This window comes from Rhodoplanes sp. (assembly GCF_013377085.1).
Taxonomy (GTDB): domain Bacteria; phylum Pseudomonadota; class Alphaproteobacteria; order Rhizobiales; family Xanthobacteraceae; genus Rhodoplanes.
In genome coordinates this window covers 103,864-123,880 of record NZ_JACAAX010000005.1, presented here as the reverse complement: position 1 = coordinate 123,880, position 20,017 = coordinate 103,864, and the positions used below count along the sequence as shown (strand labels likewise).

Genomic DNA, 20,017 nt, shown 5'->3' with positions numbered 1-20,017 from the left:
CGGCCAGATGTCGCCGCCGCCTCGGGGTCAAGAGAGGTCTCACCGCTAAGACGGAATCCAGAGGGGCGGATGACTACACATTCGCAAGTGCATTTTAAGAGATTCTCTGGTGCTGCGTTTCGAATCAGCTCAGCAGCACGATTCCGCCCGGCAAACGCTGGAGTTTGGCGCCGAATGCGCGCTCCAATCCCAACAAGGCTTCGTTCATCTGGTCGATGCGAAAGCGCCCGCTGAGCTGCTTCTGGCCAAGGGTCGCATTCATGAGAATGATGCGACCAGGCCGATACCGGTTGATCTCGTCCACGGCTTCACCGAGTGGCGTCCCACGGAACTCTACGATGCCGCGCTGCCATTCGGAGGCGACCTGCGGATCGACCGCCGCAATCTCACTTAGTCCGGAGCGATCGTAGCGCACGCGTTGTCCGGGCTGCAGATCCGTCACGTCGGGTCCACGTTCGATCCGCACCGCGCCCTCGAAGCAGGTCACGCTGACGGGCGAGCGCGCAACGCCTGCTGTAAAGCGCACATCGAACCGGCCGGATTGGACGATCGTCCTGCCGTCCGCCGCCAGCACCACGAGCGATCGCGCCGCGCGCGCCGGCGTCGCGAACGACGCCTCGCCTGCGATCAACTCAATCCGGTCTTCCGCGCCTTCCGTTGGCCGAACGGCCAGGCTCGTCTGCGTGTTCAGGTTGATCGTCACGTCGCCGACGAAGATGACGTTGCGCTGCTCGCCCGTGCCGGTGCGGTAATCGGCCCTGAGTTCCGATAGAGACGACCAAAGTCTAAACGGCGGATCGAGCATGCCGTAGACGCATGCGGAAGTAAGAACCGCGCCGCCGCCGCATAACACCGCACGACGGCTCGTCCTTTTACGGCGCCGTCCCAACACATCAAGCCTGCCCGCGAAGCTTGCATCCGGTTCGAACAAGGCATGGCCCGCGACGCCGGCCGTATGCCAGAGACGCTTCGCGTCCAAGAATGCGGCTTCATGCTGGCGACTCCGTGCCAGCCAGCGCTTCAGCGTCGCAACGTCCTCTGGCGTCATCTCTCCGGATGTAAGCCTCTCCAGCCAGTCGACCGCTTCGCGCTCGACGGGGTCCAGGACAGGATGTGCGTTCCTCATCTCAATATTTTACCCTTCGCCGCCGCTTCCGTGAGGAGACAGACGGCGATTGCAGGAGTTTCACTTCTAAGACGGTTTTCGGCGACCCAAAGAACACGCTCAATCCTTCAATTCTTTGAAGCGCGCCAGGCAGTGTTCGAGGGCCAACCGGAGCTCTTTCGTGACGAGCTGCCGGGAGATGCCGAGCCGCTCGGCGATTTCCTGGCGGGGGACATTGCCGACCCGCGCCGCCAAAAATATCTCCCGCCGCCGTTCGGGCAGTTCGCGGACGATCGCATTGAACGCCTCGAGCTCGGATCGTGCCGACATGATCCGCTCAGGTGAAGGAGCGGGATCGGGCAGCTCAAGCAGGCTTTCGATCTCGACGGGCAATAAACGCTGCCGCCGCTCGGTCCGGGAGCGATCCTCCGCAGCGTTCAAAGCAATCCTGAACAGATAGCTGTTGGGGCTTTGGACGACACCCACCGATTCCGTGCGCGCCAGGCGCAACCACGTTTCCTGCATGGCATCGCCGGCGAGATCGGCCGAGCCGAGCCGTCTGGTTAATCGCGCTTTCAGGTCGTCATAGCGATCGACAAACAGTCGGCGGATGATGGCAAGGGCGTTCTCGGTCATGGCCATTCGCACCCTCGCACCACCTCGGGCCCTTGCGGCACGATCAAGATCAGGACCGGCTGCAAGAAACCTGTCGGCGGCGGCTCGTTGAACCTCACGTTGCGCAAGGCCGCGTCAATCCGCTGATCGGCGTCCGGCGTGCCGGTGGACCCGATGCGCCGCGACCTGCGGACGGCGCCGTCCGAAGCGATCCATAGCACGGCGGTGAAGCGATAGCGTCCCGGCCGCGCGCCGCGGGACCGGCAAAGGGCGTCCGTAATCCCGGCCTGGATCAGTCCGTAGTAACGCCGGTGCTCCGGGGAGCGTGCTTGCTGGACGGCCTGCTGATCGGCCGGAGCCGGCAGCAGAACAAAGGTCGTCGCGGCGACGAACTCGACCGTCAGACCGGTGCCGGACAGCAGCTTCTTGAGCGCTTCGTCCGCTGCAAACACGCCCCGGACATCACCGGAAACCCGGCCCGCCGCAAGGCTCGTGTCATAGAGGGCGTCAAGACCGGTCGCTTCGACGTAGCGATTGAGCGCGTCACCGAGCGGCTGCGAGGGGATGTTGAACGCGATCGGCGCGCTGGTCGGCGCTGTTTGAGCCGTGGCCAGATGGGTCGAAGTTACCAGGCCTGTCGCGGCAAAGGCGCATGTCCATGAAATCAATAGAGACGCCCACCGCCGAATGACTGGTTCAGGCACAATGAACCAGGCGCGATCTGGTTTGAAGTCGGCTCCAGCCGCTCGAAGCATTTACCACTCTGCCCGCGCACGCAGATCAGGACAGGGTTCAGCCTCCAAGCGCCACGATCTGCCCACCGCCGACCCGAATTACGCGCCAGCGCACCTCTCAAGCCAACGCTGATCTTAGGCTATTGAGGCAACATTACGGTTTGACGACAACCGGCGCCGTCGCTCGCCCTGCCCGTACTGCAGCACGCATGCGCTTCATGGCGCTTCGTGGCGCTTCGTGGCGGCTCATTGCTCATTCGTGTTGGGCAGACGCTTGAACATCCTTGCTGATTTCCTGCCTGAGCTATGGTCCTAAGTTGAGCCGCCGCCCCGGCGCTGCGAGGGACCTGTCGCAGCGTTCGCCGCTCTTGGCGCGGGCCGAGGCATACGCGGCCTCGCGCAAGGGGGCAGTCGAGGTCAGCCACAAGCGGATGAATAGCGAAGGCTTCGTCGTTATAGGTGCCGAGATCGCGCCCCGGCCGCTGAATATTGCGGTCGATGCGGTCTAGCCAGCCAAAGCGTCGTTGGCAGACGGCGCAGCGCGGCCAGTTGGAATGTCGTTGGGCGTCTTGCAGCGAGAACACGCAATCTGGAGCCCTGGATGACCTTCCGCCGCCCCCCATCAACAATAGAGAAAGCCGTGGCGCTCGCTCAGGCACCCACGGCACGGAGGGCACCCTTCCGAGGCGGAAAAGTTTATCCCACGGGACCATGCCGCACGGCGAGCCAGCACCCGTTCTTCAACCGCACAGCTTCGGTCGGCAGCCGGGCGTCCCTGCCACCAGGACTTTGAACAAACTCAGAAATGGCTCCGCCCGAAAGCCGCCTCGGTAAATCGAGCCCTCCCGCCGTGCAGCACCTGGATTTTATATTGTAATTTCAATGATATACGTGTTCGCAGTTTTGTTCGGGCTGGCGCGCCACCGTGCCGCACACCGCTGTGACGTGCCACCGAAGCGCACTCCACCGCGGCGTGCGATCGCGCGACGAGCTCGATCAGAGAACGACGCCGAGGCTCCAAGGCCGATCCGACCAGCCCTCCGCGTCGACCAGATCTTCCGCGCGCCCGCCGACCAGACGTATCACGACAGCTTACTCGCCGTTTAAGCGTAACGATCAAGCCTACGTTGCTGGATAGACCGGTTGCGTGACCATCCGGACACCGCGACGCGTGCCGGCTGACGTACCAATACCGGCCCCACCTTGCCTGCAATCGCCACAACCTTGCTTAGCGATACAGTACGTCAAATAACCGCAGGGTGTGCTGATGCGGTCCGACGAAGACTCGACCTCATGGATGTTGCGCGACTGAGCCTCCGCGCCTGAGCGCCTCACTCAAAGTCCTCGACGATCTCCTGCTCGACCGCAAGGGCCAGCCGAACCGGGTTGAGTTATCGGCCAAGCAGCAGACGCCACGCATCGCCGCGCAGACATATCATTGTCATGCGACCGACCTACCTTGACCGTGCGAGGGTTTGGGCCGGAAACCGAGGCATTTCGAGCCGACCTGCGGAGGCAGTTGCCCACAGGCCCGGTGACTTTCTGTTTGACCAGGGGTCGAGACGTGACGTGGGCTGGAAGGGGCCATAGTCCGGCTGGCTTGTACGCCGCGAAAGTCCTGCTCTTCCTGCTTCTACACGGAGCCCTTGTCGCCCTGCCGAGGCCGGGATTGGCGAAAGACTCGGACAGTGCATCGCCCGCTGCGACCGATTTCGACATTCCCGAACAGCCTCTCGGCGCAGCGCTCGAACGGTTTATGACTCTCAGCAATGTCATGGTCGTGGTCGACAGTGTCACCGTCGGAAGCCGAAAGTCCAACGCCATCCGCGGTGCATTTCCACCAAATGACGCGCTGAGATCCTTACTGGCCGGAACGGGGCTCAACAGCCTGCCCATCGGCCCGAGCGCCTACATGCTGGTGCCGGTGCCGCACGCGGCCGAAGCGCAACGGCTGCCACGCTTCATGGACTACGCCGCCGCCGTCCAGCGGGCCGCGGTCGCCTCGCTATGCCGGCGGGACGACACCCGCCCGACGAACTACCGAACCGTGATACGTCTTTGGCTCCGACCGGAGGGCACCGTGCAACGGGTGGAGCTTGCGGTCTCGACCGGCAGTCCAGGCCGCGATATCGCCATCGCCGACATGCTCCAGCGCATCGAGATCGACACGCCGGTGCCGGCCAATCTTCCGCAGCCGATCAAGTTGGCCATTACCCCGCGTACGACGGACGACACCATCTGCTTCCCCGACCATGCGTCCGCTCGGAGCCGACGCATCAACAGCTCCCCCGGCGTACCGTGAAGCTGCGCGACCTTCTCATCCGGGATTATGTCAAGCTGAAAAGTCGGCTGGTGCGGCGATTGGGGTCGACCGATGCCGCAACCGAAGTCTTGCACGAAGTCTATTTGCGCCTGGGCGTCTCCGACTCGGCGGCCACAATCCACAATCCGGATGCGTATCTCTACAGGGCAGCGCTGAACGTCGCGGCCGATTCCCGGGAGGCGGATCGCCGTTGGGTTGACAAGGTGTCGATCGAAGCGCTGCGCCACCGCGATGACCATGAGCTCGATCCGGAGGAGATCGTTCTGGCGCGGCAAGAATGGAAAGCCTTGCTCGTGGCCCTCGAGCAGCTTCCGGCGCGGCGGCGGGCGATCTTTCTGGCCGCCCGTCTGGAGGAGCTCCGCCATCGCGAGATCGCAAGTCGGTTCGGCATCTCCATCGATACCGTGGACCGCGAGTTGAAGCAGGCCTTTGAATTCCTTGCCGAGCGTTTCGGGAAATCGCTTACGTCCCGCCGCGGAAATCGCTCTCGTGAACCGTCTTGAGGGTTGAGGGGAGCCGCGATATGGGGCTGCGTCGTCCAAACGGAATAGTCAGCGAATGGTGAGCGCTCCCCATCACGAGTCCGCCGACGGGGACGCCGAGCTGGATCGCGTCAAACGCGAGGCCTTGACTTGGATGCGGCGGCTCGGTTCCGGCGAAATGACCCGGGCGGACCTTGACGCGTTGGATCGCTGGCGAATGGCGAGCGAGGGACATCGGCGGGCGTTTGCAGAAGCAAACCTGTTTTGGGATGTACTGGGACAGGTCGCGCGGGAGGCAAAAGCGCGCGGTCATGCCGGTGAGCCGTCTCGGCTTGCGTTCGGGACCAGGATCGGACGCCGGGCGTTCCTGGCCGGGGCGGCGGCCGCGACGATCGCGTATGTCGTGGTGCAGCCGCCGCTCGGGCTGTGGCCGTCTTTGGCCGAGCTCGGGGCCGACTATCGGACGGCGACGGGAGAGCAGAGGCAACTCGCAATCAGGCCGGGGCTCACGGTCGACATGAATACCCAGACCAGCCTCGTCGCACCGGCCACAGGCGGGACGCGCCATGCCTTGGAGCTGGTTTCCGGCCAGATCGCAGTCTCGGTCCAGGCGCCAGACGCCCAACCGCTGCGCGTGGCGGCAGCGCAGGTCCAGATCGAAGCCGATCGAGCGGATTTCGATGTTCGGCGTGATGGTTCGTTCGTCTGCGTGACCTGCACCGAAGGGGTCGTGCGGGTGACCCGCTCCTCGTCTGTCACGGTGCTGACGGCTGGCCAGCAGCAGACCTATGACGGCGACGCCCAGGCGCGGGTGGTCGCGATCGATCCGACGGTCGTGACGGCATGGAAACGCGGCATGATCATTTTCCGCGACGTGCCGCTTGCCCAAGTGATCGCAGAGATCAACCGTTACCGGCCCGGACGGATCGTTCTGCTGAACAAGGCCCTGGCGGACCGGACCGTCGTGGCCGGCTTCCGCCTCGATCAGATCGGCGAAGCCGTCGACTATCTCAGCCGGGCGATCGGCGCACGGGCCCGGTCGCTGCCCGGCGGGGTGGTGCTGCTGACCTGAGCGGCACGGCGGCGAAGCGGCGCCTCGATCGCCGAAAACTCTTCAGACCACCAGCACATTTCAATTTTCAAAAATTCTTGCGGGTTTTTGCCGCGACCTCCCGACTAGTACGATGAGGGCAATTTGCGGACGTCGCACGCTCTCGTTCGCGGCTTGCATCGACTGCAATCCCCGCGATCACCTTCAGGGAGCTGTCATGCCGAAGCGCTCGCCGGTCCGGGTCACCGAAATTGTCCGCGCCATCGGTCCGAGGCCGAAAGGCAGGGCGTTCATGCTGGCCGGCGTCAGCGTCTTGGCCGTCATGGCGGCGATGCCGCGGCTCGAGGCGGGATCGCTCAGAGACAGTGCCTCTGCTTCGGTGAGTTCGGCCCCGGCGGCGGCCGTGGCGGCGGCGCAGGCCGCGGCCTTGCAGGCCGCGCAGCAGGCGACCACGTCGATCAATCGCGCGAGCCAGGCGATCCGGGATATCCGACTGAACCAATTGCAGGCGCGCAACGCTGCGGCCCTGGCGCCGGGCGCGATCCCGAACGGTTTGGCTATCGGCGGATTGGAACCCGATTCAGGGCTTTCGGGCAACGGCCAGGCCAACACCGTCACGAGCTGGACCGGCGCCCTCACGCCGGGGCAGCGCCAGGTCGGCGGAAAGATCACCGTCGATATCGCGCAGACGCAGCCCAAGGCGATCCTCAACTGGAAGACCTTCAACGTCGGCAGCAACACCGCAGTCAATTTCCACCAGGAGGACGCGAACGGCGTCCACACCGACTGGACCGCCCTCAACCGGATCGACGACCCGACTGGCCGGCCCAGTCAGATCCTCGGCCAGATCACCGCACCCGGCGCGATCTACATCATCAATCGCAACGGGATCGTGTTCGGCGCCGGCAGCCAGGTCAACGTCACGGCTCTGGTGGCGTCCAGTCTCGACGTCGGCCCACTCGGCTCGACGCGCCTGCAGCGGGACCAGTTCTTTATCAACAACGGAATCACGACCACCGGTGGCTTCTCGATCAGCAGCACGGCGGACGGCGGCGACGCCAATACGGCCGTGGTCGGCGGCGAAATCCGCGTCGAAGCCGGTGCAAGCATCACCACGGCGCTCAACGCGCAGGACTCGCCCGGCTTCGTCTATCTGTTCGGTTCCAACGTGTTCAACGCGGGCACGATCACGTCGCCGGCCGGCGAGGTCGCGATGGTGGCGGCGCGCACCGTCACCTTGAACCCGGGCGCGTATATCGGCAACACCCTGCCCAAGGACCCGTTGAACAGCGCCAACGACATCACGTTCCGCGGCACCGGCTTCACCATCACGCATTACGCAGCGAGCTACCAGGCGAGCGGGAGCCCGACAGCCAATTCGTCATATCTTCAGACCCCGGGGCTGGTCACCGGCGTGGTGACGCAGGCCGGCCTGATCGAGACTCCGCGCGGCACGGCGCTCCTGTCCGGCGACAAGATCGTCATGAGCGGCGTGATCTCGGCCGACACCAGCGTCACGCGCAACAGCAGCGTTCTGATGGACGCGGCCACCGGCATCGACCTCAGCGGCACCATCAGCGTCCAGCCGTACTTCAACGGCGAAAGCCTACCGTTCCTCAACGGCGCCGCCGCGGCCGCCACGGCCAGCAATGTGCAGGCGTTCATCCCGGCCTTCGTCTTTATGGGCGCCTATGACGTGACGATGGCCTCGACTGGGCTGATCTCGGCGCCGAGCGCCACGGTGTCGCTCAGGACCGACCGCACCTACAACACGAGCGACGGCGGCGTCATAATCTCGAACAGCGCGCATCTCGGCACCGCGGCCCCCAATCTCGATATCAACACCGTCCCGCAACGGGTGCTGATGCAGCCAGGCGCCGTCATCGACGTGGCCGGGTTGCAGAACGTCGTGCGGCCGGCGAGCGATAATTTCATCGCATACACGCCGCGCGGGACCGAGTTCGCCGACACCCCGCTGCAGCGGGACGGCGTGCTGGTCGGAAAGACCCTGTATATCGACGTCCGCCAGTCGGGCACGCGCGGCGACGGAACCACCTGGCTCGGCACGCCGCTCGGCAACGCCAATGGCTTCGTCAACGCCGTCCCGCAGGGCATCGACGTGCTGATGACCAAGGGGGGCACGGTCAGCCTGGGCACGGAAATCACCGGAACGACCCTGCGAGACGTCGTCCTGCTGCCGGGTTCGCTGATCAACGTCGCCGGCGGTTCGGTGAAATATCTGCCCGGCCAGGTTCCGTTCACGGTCCTGATCGGGGCCGATGGCCGCCGCTACGGCATGACCAACGCCGATCCGAACATCACCTATGTGGGCGTGCTCGGGGAGACCGTCGTCGCCCATCCGCATTGGGGCGTCAAAGACAGCTTTGCGAACCGTCTGATGCCGGGCTGGCGCTACGAGGCCGGCTACGTCGAAGGCCGGGATGCGGGCGGCATCGCGATCACCACCCTGAACCCGGTGCTGGACGGAGACGTCCTGTTCGGGTCGGTCATGGGCGAACGGCAGATCGCCGGCGGCAAGAAGGCGTCCGGCACGCTGGCGAACGGCGCGCCGAGCCAGAGCAGCCCCTATGAATTGCCGTCGCAGGGCTATCTGTCGATCACGGCTCCGGTCGCCGTCGTGATCGGCAACGGGACGAGCGCGACGCTGCCGCCGGACTTCACCCCGACGACGCCGCTGCCGAAGGCCGCTTACGATCCGGTCCCGACGGATCTGTTCAAATCCCAGGCGCTCTTCCGCACCGATCTCTCCGCGGCCGGTCTGTCGGGTCTTTCCGCCCTCGTCATCACGGCGAGCGACCTCGTGCTGACGAAGGACAGCGAGATCGACATGGCGCCGGGCGGGAGCGTGTTGATCAAGACCGCGGGGGGAATCGACCTGCAGGGGCGGATCGTCGCCCACAGCGGCCAGATCAAGCTCACCACCGACAATTACAGCTTGAGCCAGATCAGCTCCAATTTCAATTTGTCCTTGAAGACGTCCGGCACCGCGAACGTCGCGGACATCCGGATCGGTGGGGTGCTCGACACCAGCGGCCTATGGGTCAACGATACCGGCATCACCGTGCCGGCTCTCGCCACGGGCCCGGCCTTCATCAATGGCGGCGCCATCTCCATCGCCACGAACTACGCGTCCGGATGGCAGGACGCGACCGGCAGCATCATCCTCGGCGCGACCAGCGTGCTCGACGCTTCCAGCGGCGGATATATCGGGGTCAACGGCAAGCTCAAGACCTCGGCCTTCCAGGTTCCAGCCGGCAAGGGCGGCAACATCTCGCTGGCGGTCTACCAGGGCACGCCGTTCATCGCTCCCGGCCAGAGCGGCTCCGGCCCGCAAGGCGACGACGGAACCGAAAAATACGCCAATGTCCTGATCGATCCCGCCGCGGTGATCCGGTCCTACGGCTTCACCAGCAACGGCGAACTGCTCATCGCGGCGCCGCGGGCTGTTCAAATCGGAGGGGCGCAGAACACGGGCGCGAACCTGTGGCTGCCGACGTCGCTGTTCACCACCGGCGGCTTTTCCAAATACACCGTCCAGTCCGTGGCGGACTACCGCTGGAAGCTCGACCTCAGTCTCGGCAGCCAGGTTCAAGCCAACAGCACCAGCATCACGCTGGCCGCGGGCGAGACCTTGACTCTGAGCCAGCGCAATTATTCGCACCCAGGCTCGATACTCCGGGATCTGCCGACCGGAACCACCCTCGGCGGCGTTCTGTCGGTCGCCACCTTGCCGGACGACCAGCGCGCCGCTACCGGTCTCACGTTCGGCTCGGACTACGTCCTTCTCGACACTGGCTCCGCGATCAACGCCGATGCGCGCGCCGCTGTCGTTCTGCGCGGCACGCAAAGCGCTCCGACCACGACCGTGCCGGTTGGCTATGATCCGGGCGTTTCCTCGCTCCTGCTGGGGAAGATCGTCAGCCACGGCGGCCAGGTCAGCGTGAACGCAAAACACGTCTGGCTCGGTTCGCAGGCGCTGATCGACGTCTCCGGCACTTTTGTCGCGAATTCCACCTTCGGCCAGGTGGGCGGCGCGACGGTCAACGGCAAGCTGCTCGCCGGCGGCAACGTGACATTGGCGTCCGACCCCGGGAACTCGACCACCTCGTACAATAGCTATGTGGTCGGCCAGAGCGGCGCCAATATCGACGTGTCCGGCGCAAGCGCGACATTGCGGGGCATCGGTGCGGCCGAACCGGTCGACGCGTGGAGCGACGGCGGAACGTTGACCATCGCCGCCATGACCCTGTTGTGGGACGGCCGTTTCGCCGCCAAGGCCGGGGCCCCTCAGGGCAATGACGGCACGCTGATCATCGGCGGCGGACAGGTGTACCTGGCTCAGAGCGTCACTGCGACGCTCGGCGGCGATCTGCGCGCGGCGCTCGCCAAAGTGCCGACGCCGTCCCGCGCGACCGGTATCGGCGACACCCTGCCCGCCGGCCTGGCGTCGTTCGCGCCGGCAAACAACACGACGAACAACGCCGGCAACGTTCATGTGACGGTCGACAAGCTTGCCGAGTTCGGCACCATTTTTCTCTACAGCGACGCCAATGCCAAGGTGGGGGAATATTTCCCGATCCTGGACTCCGCCATCGGAGCGGTTGCGTCCTACAAATCTTTCACGCTCAAGACCGTCGGAAATATCGACTGGTCGGTCGGCCAGCGGCTGTATCTCGGCGCCCAGGCGATCACGCAGAATTCGCCGGCGAGCACCAGCACGGTGAACATCTCCGCGCCTTATGTTCTGCTGACGACAGGCGTCCAAAGCACGCAAACCGCCGCATCCGGCAACGGCACCTTGACGTTCAACGGTGCCACGATCGACGTCGAGAGTGCAGTCTTGTCCGGCTTCTCGTCGGTCAACCTGGTGAGCACGGGCGACATCCGGCTCAGCACGCCGCGTGTGCTCGAGGCTGGTGACCGCACGAATATCACCACCAATCCCAACACGTTCAGCGGTACGCTGACGACGCCTGGCAGCTTGCTGTTGCAAGCCCAGCGCATCTATCCGGTCACCAACGTCGACTTCACCATCCAGGCCGGCGCCGTGACCTTCTCTTCGCCGGTCGGCAGCAATACCCGGATTCCGTTGTCGGCGGGCGGCAGCGTCACGGTCCTTGCGACGACCATCGCCCAGAACGGCAATCTGTTCGCTCCCCTCGGCAAGATCGTGCTGGGCGATGCCACGGCGCAGTCCGTGACGCTCGGCGCCGGCAGTCTGACGTCGGTGTCGTTGAAAGACGTCGTGGTGCCGTACGGCGCGACCGAGGACGGCGTCAACTGGTACTACAACGACAACACCAATCCGCTCAGCCTGTCGGCGACCGCCACGACGTTCCTGCCGACCAAGTCCATCACGTTGACCGGCCGGAGCGTCACCCTGCAAAGCACCGCGACGGTCGATGTCTCCGGCGGCGGCGATCTCCAGGCCAATGAATTCGTCCAGGGCAAGGGCGGAACCATCGATACGCTGGCCAGGAGGGCGACGGGGCCGATCGTCTATGCCCTGCTTCCGTCGAGCACCGATCCGGTCGCCGCCTTCGATATCGACTTCATCTATCGGTTGCGAGATTCCCAGCCGTTGGTCGGACAGCAGGTCTATCTCGCCGGCGGCAACGGCATCGCGGCCGGAACCTACACGCTGTATCCGGCCCACTACGCGACCCTGCCGGGCGCGTTGCGGGTCGTCGATTACGGCAGCGCGCTCGGACGATCGAGCCTGGCCGGCGCGACGCTGGCCGACCGCACGCAGCTCGTCGGCGGCTATTACGTTCAATCGACCAAGCCGGGCGGTCGGTCGTCCGGCACCGAGCTGTTCGCCGTGCAGACCAACGACGTCTGGCGGCAATACAGCGAGATCACCGGCACGTCGGCCAATTCCTATTTCTACGACAAGTCGGTCCACGACGGCGTCAACGTTCCGTATCTGCCGATCGACGCCGGCCGGCTGGCGATCAGTGCGCAGAATACGCTGGTCATGAACGCCACCGCGCGTGCGTCGGCGGAAGGATACGGGCGTCCGGGCCAGCTCGACCTGTCATCGAGCCAGATCGCCCTGATCGCGCCCGGACAAACGGCACCAGACGGATATCTGGGCGTGGACGTGACCCAGATCTCGCAGTTCGGGAGCGTGCTGATCGGCGGCTTGCGCTCCGATCGGGCGGACGGCACCACGCTGATCACCGCTTTCGCGTCCCAGGTCCTGGTGGATACCCATGGCGTCGAATTCGCCGCGCCGGAAATCATCCTGGTGGCGGCGCCGTCGGTCGCGGCAGGCACGCTGAATCAGATTTTTACCATCGTTCCCAGCTTAGGCAATCCGACGACGTTCAACTTCAGCCTGAACAATGTCAGCTCGGGGCCGGCGGACCCGAACTCCGGCAATATCGTCGTCGCCGCGGGCAGCGTCATCCACGCCACCGGCACGACCGGCAATGCCTTCGCCCGCCGCTATGTGACGCCTTCGCCGGCGACCGCCACCGATCTTGCCACTGCCCTCGGCGGAACGCTCAGCGCCGACGGAACGACCATCACGGGCGCCAAGCTCAGCCTGCTTCAGAACAACGATCCAACCGTTCTCGCCCTGCTGAAAAACTACTCCGGCTCCCAGACCTTCGGGGCCATGATGGCGCTCACCAGCGACCCGTTGCTCAGCTTTGGAAACTTGATTGGAACCAACAATGGCCCGCTCCAGATCAAGTTCGTTCCGGCAGCGACCACCAGCACGGTGACGGAAACGCTGAACCTGCCGGGCGGCAACGGCAACAACACGGGAACGATCTCGATCGCCGCCAATGCCGATGTGCGCGGCCAGTCGCTCATGCTCAACGCCACCAAGAGCACGGCGGCGATCAGCTTCGACCAGACCGCGCGGTTCGACACGACCCGGATCAGCCTCGTCGCCAAGAATTATGCCCTCGGCACCGCGGCTGCGTCCGCCGCCGCGGTGACGATGACGACGGAGGTCTTCGATCGGTTGGCGGACGGGCACTATCTGTCGTTGAAGGCGCTCGGCGGCGGGATCGAATTCTACGGCGCTCCGTCGCTCGACAGCGGCCGGAAGTCGCTCGGGGTGACGCTGGACGCGCCGTTTCTGGCGGGGCACAGTGGCGATGTGTCGATCGGCACGGGCGGAACGCTGACCTTGCTCAACAGCGGCCAGTCCGGCACCACGTCCCAGACGGCCACGGCGGGTTCGGTGCTCAGCATGAATGCCGACCAGATCGATCTCGGCGGCGGCAATCAGACCATCGCGGGCTTCGGCGCGGTCGCCTTCGCGGCCGATACCCGCGTCTTCGTCAGGAAAGCCGGCTCGCTTCAGCTCGGGCTCAATGGCAAGGACGGCACCGGGGCCTATATCGACCCGGTCGAGGTCGATCTGACGATGACGACGCCCAATCTGCTGGTCGGGGCGGCGACCTCGTCGAGCGCCGGCACCGGATCGCAATTCCTCATCAGCACCCGCGGGCGCGTCACCGTGGACCGTCCCTCAGGGAGCCAGGGCGGTGTGCCGGCCGCGACCACCGAGAACGGAGGGTATCTGGAGATCGACGCCAAGGCTTTCGCGCTGTCCGGCGCGATCCAGGCGCAGGGCGGCACGCTCGTCATCCACACCACCGGCACCGATCCGACCGGAACCTACGGCATCAGGCTCGCGGACGGCGCCTATGTTGCGGCCGGTGGGTTCAAGCAGAGCTTCTTCGATCTCGACCGTTATATTTCCGGCGGCACCGTGACGTTCACGGCCGATGCCGGCGACGTCTACACGGCTCCGGGCAGCACGATCGATCTGGCACAGCCGAAAGACGAGCTCGGCAATATCGGCTTCGGCTACGGCGGCGAGCTCGTGGTGAACGCGGCGGCAGGACTTATCGGACTGAACGGCGCGCTCGACGCGACGACGGGGGCGGCCGGCCACGGCGGGATCATCCGCCTCGATGGGCTGGCGCTGAGCACTTCGCTCGACGCGCTGGCGGACAGCCTGGTGCGCGGGGGCGTGAACGGCGGGATCGACATTCATACGCGGCAGGGCAACCTGACCTTGTCGCAAGGCCACACGCTGCAGGCGCACGCCATCACGATCGTCGCGGACGCCAAGACCGGCGCCGACACCACCGCCAACGGCAATCTGACCATCGCCGGCACCATCGACGCCCGTGGCGAGGATGCCGCGACGCTCGACGGCGCCAACCAGGCGGGCGGACAGGTCGGGCTGTGGGGCGCCAATTCGGTCCGCCTGGCCTCGACCGGCTCGATCCGCGCGTCCACCACCCATGCCGACGAACGCGGCGGCGATGTCGTCATCGGCGTCGGCTGGAACGCGCCCTGGAATCCGACCACCAAGATCGGCGGCATCAATCTTGAAGCCGGCTCGACCATCGACGTCTCCGGCGGCACCAAGGGCGGTCTCAGCGGCGGCACCGTGAAGCTGCGTGCGCCGGAAGACGGCCTTTCCGACGTCAAGATTCAGAACATCGGCTCCACCGTCAGCGGCGCCCGCGCCGTCAATGTCGAAGGCTACGTCGCCTTCGACACCGGCAACACCGGCTACGGCATCGACGGTTCGGCCTTGCGGGCCTCCAACGGCACGGCGGTCATCTGGGACGGCATCATCGATCCGGCCGGCTGGTTCAATTCCGACGGCACGATGGTGAACGGCAAGCTCACCAACGTCACCGGCTGGAAGCTCGATATCACCCCCGGAAGCGGATACACCTCGAAGCCATATTTCACGCTGACCACGGGCTCCGAGACGTTGACCATCATCGGCAGCCTGAAGATCGTCACACTGACGGTCAGCACGCTCGCCCAAGGCACATTCAGCAGTTTCCCCACCGCGACCTTTTCACAGCCGAACACCACCGGCCTGGCGAATGGAGGCACCCCGGCCAGCGCCACGGTGAACGCCGGCTTGCGAACAGTCAGCATCAACCCGGTCGCGACGACGCTGGCGAACGGCGCGTCTGTGAACGTCACGGACAGCAGCGGAAATTCGGTCGTCATCGGCACGGCGATCATCACCGGCGGCCAATGGACGGGCGTCACTATCCCCACCACCAGTGCGGTGAGTTTCACGAGTGCGCCCACCGCACTCACGATTGGAAGCGGCGCGACGAAGGCGACGGCGTCGGTCCAGTCGGCCACCTACAAGCTCCTCTCGCTCTCCAACTTGAACGGCGGCGAAGGCTACAGCGCTAAAGCCACCGTTTCGTTCACCGGCCAGACGGCCGCGCCCACCGTCACGGTGAGCATGGGGATAACGGCGTCGATCACCTCGATCGGCACGGCGGCCTACGAGACGCCGACCCTGACCCAGACAACTGCGGCTCAGGGAGGCTCGGGAGGATCAATCAAGATCACCTCGTCGTCGGCTCTGTCTGGCACGTTGACCAACGGCGTGTTCCAGGCGGACGCCAACGCGGCCGGATACACCTTGCTGCTGACCAACCGCACCGACACCGGCACCGGCACCGCCATCTTCACGCCGACCACCGTGAACACGGCCCATTCGTTGTTCTACAGCGACGTGCTGGCGCGCGTCTCCCAGGGCACCTGGTTCTCGGCCGACGATTTCGCCGGCGCCCGGACGCGGCTCGGCAGCTATCTGCAGGCGAATGGACAGGGCGGAACGACGGCAGGCGCGGTGCATCTGCAGCCCGGCATCGACCTGATCAACTCGCGCACGACCGTCAACAAAGGCGACATCACCGTCGCCACCAACTGGAATCTGGCCGCCGGAACGGCCTACAGCAGCAACAACACCGCCCTCGCGGCGACCGACAAGTACAACTTCGCCACCAGCTATATCGACTTCATCTATCGGCTCGGCCTCGAGCCGGGGACGTTGAGCTTGCGTGCGGTCCGCGACGTCAACATCGCCGCCTCGATCAGCGACGGGTTCTTCGGATTCCGCAATTACAACGATGCCACCTACCTCTCGAATGTGCTGGCCTACATAAAAGCCGCGACAAATCCGACAGCCAACGGGGCCGTGAGAACCATCGGCGCCGACGTCGAATATTACCTGAACAGCTATCGGCTGGACAACAACGGCGCCGTGCTGCCCGTTCCGGTCGCTCCCTACGCGCTGTCGGCGAACGGGATCAGCCCGACCGCCGCGGCACTCGTCACGGCCGATGTCTTTCCAACCACCCTGCAGGTCTGCACGGTCGGCTGCGGCACCGCGAGTGCCAACACCAAGACGGTTCAATCGCCCGGATCATGGTCCTACCGGGTGACGGCCGGCGCCGATATCGGCAGCGCCAACCCCAATGCGGTCGTGTCGCTCGCGACGTTCGGCGACAACGCGTCGGCGGCCAATGCGGGGCACGGTAACGTGATCGTCACCGCGCACGCGACCTATGACGAAACGGTGGTCGGGTCCTCCAACTCGCTGGTGCGCGTGCCCGTCAATGTTCCGACCATGCTGCGGACCGGGACGGGCGCCATCGACATCGCCGCGGCGCGCAACCTCGAGCTGACGGATCAGGCCGCGCCGGGGGTGATCTACACGGCTGGGGTGAACACGGCGCTGCCGGTCGCGCTGAGCGACCCGCAATGGTCCATCACCAGCTCTCGTCTGGTCGCCAACAATCCGCTCGCATTCTACGAGCCGCAACTGTTGCTGGCCTTTGAAAAGAACGCGGCCACCAGGCCGCAATTCGGCCAGCCGAACGCCGCAGCATTTCCGCAAATGGGCGGCGACATCACCATCGAGGCGCAGCAGGACGTCATCGGCTTCCAGAACGTTCAGAACGCGGGCCAGAGTGCAACGCTGTCGTTCGCGCAGTTCTATTCCCCGTGGCTGCTGTCGACCACCGAGATCGGACTGCAAAACACGAGCAATTACCTCCTGAAGCTCGGGGCCGGCGTTTTCCAGCCGAGCGGAACCACGATGATGCAGCAATCCGCATGGTGGATTCAGTTCAGCAGCTTCGACCAGGGGGTGATGAGCATCGGCGGCAACGTCACCCTGAGGGCGGGGCGCGACGTCAGGGATTTCTCGGTGTCGCTGCCGACCACCGGACGGGTCAGCGGCGGTCTCAGCCAGACGGTCAACGGCCAGCTCAATACGCCGGTACTTCATCTTTACGACAGCGGCAACATGACGATCAGCGTCGGCCGCGCGCTCGCCAGCGGCACCTTCTACGAGGGCTCGGGCCATGCCGAGATCCTGGTGCGCGGGTCAGTGATCAGCGACGTGCCGACAGGAAAGACGACGAGCGGGACGGTGCTGGCCTTGGATTCCGGTCAGATCGCCTTGACGGCGGGCGGCTCGATCTCACTGTCCGGCATCGTCAACCCGCCGGCCTTGCGAAAGCAAACTCCGACCCTCGGCGGCTACTCCTATTCCATGGAGACCTATGGACCCGACAGCGCGGTCCGCCTTTCGTCCGGCGGCGGCAACATCACCCTGTCGGCCCCGCCGGCGGCCGCAGCCGTGGCCAAGCTCTATCCGTCGAGCCTCGAAGCCGTTGCCTTCACCGGCTCGATCACGGTGGCGGACAGCGTCGTGCTTGCCGATTCGCTGAATGGCGGGCTCGATCTCCTCGCCAACGGCAGCATCAGCGGAACGCCCGTCTCGACCGGGGCGTCCCTGATTGATGCCGCCTTCAATCCCTTTGCGCCGAACAACGGGTACGACGCCGGCACCTCGAAGGCGCTGCTCGCGCATTCCGGCGACACCGGGATCAACCACCTCTACGCCGTGACCGGAAATATCGGAGGCGGCAATCTGTTCTCGAGCAACCGAGCGGTTGCGGTGCGGGCCGGCGGCGACATTCTGGATCTCAACATGGTGGCCCAGAACGTCAATCTCGACGACGTCAGCAGCGTCATCGCCGGTCGCGATATCCGCTACACCGGCAAGTACAATTACGGCGGCCTGCAAATCGCCGGACCGGGATTCCTGCTGGTCGAGGCCGGCCGCGATCTCGGCCCGTTTCTGCCGCTGGCCTACGACACGACGACGCTGGCGCTGTTTCCCGAAGGCATTCAATCGATCGGCAACAACGGAATGCTCGTTCAGCAGGGCAACACCTATGTTCCGCCGGGGTCGCCGAGCACGCTGCTGTCGGTACCGATCTTTTACCGCTTCCCGGTCGGCAACTGGCAGACCTCATCACTGCAACCGGTCATGCCACCGAATCCGGCGTTTCTCGGACCCATCGTGACGACCGCCAATACCTGCAACTACGTGTGCTTCAGCGGCATCCGCAACTACCTGCTGCCGAACACCGGCGCCAGCATCGTCGCCATGTTCGGGGTGGGCAAGGGCATCAACTATCAGGGTGTGATCGACGCCTACCTGGACCCCGCCAAAGGCACCGGCTTCAAGACCTATCAGGCCGACTTCGCGGACTTCTTGGTCAAGTCGGGCAAAGCGGTTTACCTGTCCGACGACCACACCGCCGTGGGCCTCAAGAATGCCACCGGCTTGGAATTGGCCCTGTTCGAGACCCTCGACCCGAGCGTTCAACAGGTGTTTGTCAGCCAGATCAAGGGCGGCTCGCCCGCCGCACACATGGCCGAGCTGCGCGAGTTCCTTGGCAAGCAGCAATTCGCATTGGACAAGATCTCCTGGCCGGTCTTCAACGCCCTCTCGAAGGCGCTGCAGGATATCTTCGTCGTCGATCTCTACATGGCCACGTTGAAGTCCGTCGGCCAGGTCGACGGCGAGAATTACCTGAAGTATCAGGTCGGCTACAAAATGGTGGATACGCTTTTCCCGGCCGAGTGGGGCTATACGCGAAATGCCCTCGACGGCGGCACCAACGGCGCCAATCGGCTGGTGAAGACCGGCGATCTCGACTTGCTGCACGCCACCCTCCAGACCCAGAAGGGCGGCGATATTTCCATCCTCGGGCCGGGCGGCTCGATCCTCGTCGGCTCGGTGGCTACCGAACCGAACACCAACCTGAAGCCGAATTATCTCGGCATCCTCACTTTGGCCGGCGGCGGAATAAGCACATTCACCGATCAGAGCGTTCTGGTGAATGCCAGCCGCGTCATGACCTGGTACGGCGGGGATATCCTGATGTGGTCCTCGAACGGCGACATCGACGCCGGCCGGGGCGCCCGAACGACGCTCTCCTACCCGCCGCTCAAGGTGAATTTCAATCCCGACGACATCGAGACCGTCGACCTCGGCGGGTTGGTCAGCGGGGCCGGCATCGCGGTGCTGCAGACCCAGTCCTTCGCGAGGAGGTCCGACGCCTATCTGCTGGCGCCGCGCGGTACCGTGGACGCCGGGGACGCCGGCATCCGGGTCTCGGGCGACCTCAGCATTCTCGCCGTGCACATCGCGAATGCGGACAACATCCAGGCCCAGGGCAAGATCAGCGGCATACCCACCGTGGTCGCGCCCGATGTCGGCAAGCTCGCGACCGCCTCGAACGCCACCGCAGGAACGCAACAAGCAGGCAACCCCACCGCCTCCAGGCCCGGGGACAACCAAGCCTCGGTCATCATCGTCGAGATCCTGGGCTACGGCGGCGGGGACGGCCCGCACGGGGATCCGCGGGAGCCCGAAAAGCCGCGGCGGCCAGATGGCCGTCAAAGCTATGATCCGAACAGCAATGTGCGTGTGCTCGGTTATTCGACCCTCGGCGAGTCCGAAATGATCGGGCTCACCGAGACGGAGAAGGAAGCGATCAGGAACTGAAAAGCGCTTCACACACAAGCGTT

At 64.9% G+C, this 20,017-nt stretch carries 7 protein-coding genes; 4 read left to right on the top strand and 3 right to left on the bottom strand.

Features of this window, described 5'->3' with window-relative positions:
* Positions 1 to 124 precede the first annotated feature (124 nt).
* The 3 genes from HXX10_RS06085 to HXX10_RS06075 form a co-directional block, all read right to left on the bottom strand.
* A complete protein-coding gene (locus tag HXX10_RS06085; RefSeq protein ID WP_296520715.1) occupies positions 125 to 1,126 on the bottom strand; it encodes a FecR domain-containing protein in 1,002 nt (333 codons plus the stop codon).
* Positions 1,127 to 1,225: 99 nt separating this feature from the next.
* On the bottom strand, positions 1,226 to 1,747 hold the full coding sequence (locus HXX10_RS06080; protein WP_296520713.1) for an RNA polymerase sigma factor: 522 nt from the start codon (positions 1,745 to 1,747) through the stop codon (positions 1,226 to 1,228).
* Positions 1,738 to 2,475 carry an STN domain-containing protein gene (locus tag HXX10_RS06075; protein WP_296520711.1) on the bottom strand — a complete coding sequence of 246 codons (738 nt, stop codon included), beginning with the start codon at positions 2,473 to 2,475 and terminating at the stop codon, positions 1,738 to 1,740. Before HXX10_RS06075 ends, HXX10_RS06080 begins: the two co-directional genes overlap by 10 nt.
* A 1,648-nt stretch (positions 2,476 to 4,123) precedes the next feature.
* Between HXX10_RS06075 and HXX10_RS06070 the strand changes: the two genes are divergently transcribed.
* From HXX10_RS06070 to HXX10_RS06055, 4 genes are all read left to right on the top strand, one after another.
* Entirely contained in the window at positions 4,124 to 4,756 is a 633-nt protein-coding gene (locus tag HXX10_RS06070; protein ID WP_296520709.1) for an STN domain-containing protein, read from the top strand.
* Positions 4,753 to 5,280 (top strand): RNA polymerase sigma factor, encoded by a 528-nt coding sequence (locus HXX10_RS06065; RefSeq protein ID WP_296520708.1) that lies wholly within the window; start codon positions 4,753 to 4,755, stop codon positions 5,278 to 5,280. Before HXX10_RS06070 ends, HXX10_RS06065 begins: the two co-directional genes overlap by 4 nt.
* 55 nt (positions 5,281 to 5,335) lie before the next feature.
* On the top strand, positions 5,336 to 6,331 hold the full coding sequence (locus HXX10_RS06060) for a FecR domain-containing protein (RefSeq protein ID WP_296520706.1): 996 nt from the start codon (positions 5,336 to 5,338) through the stop codon (positions 6,329 to 6,331).
* A 196-nt stretch (positions 6,332 to 6,527) separates the two neighbouring features.
* Positions 6,528 to 19,994: a filamentous haemagglutinin family protein gene (locus tag HXX10_RS06055; protein ID WP_296520704.1), complete on the top strand. Its 13,467-nt coding sequence runs from the start codon at positions 6,528 to 6,530 to the stop codon at positions 19,992 to 19,994.
* Positions 19,995 to 20,017: the final 23 nt, after the last annotated feature.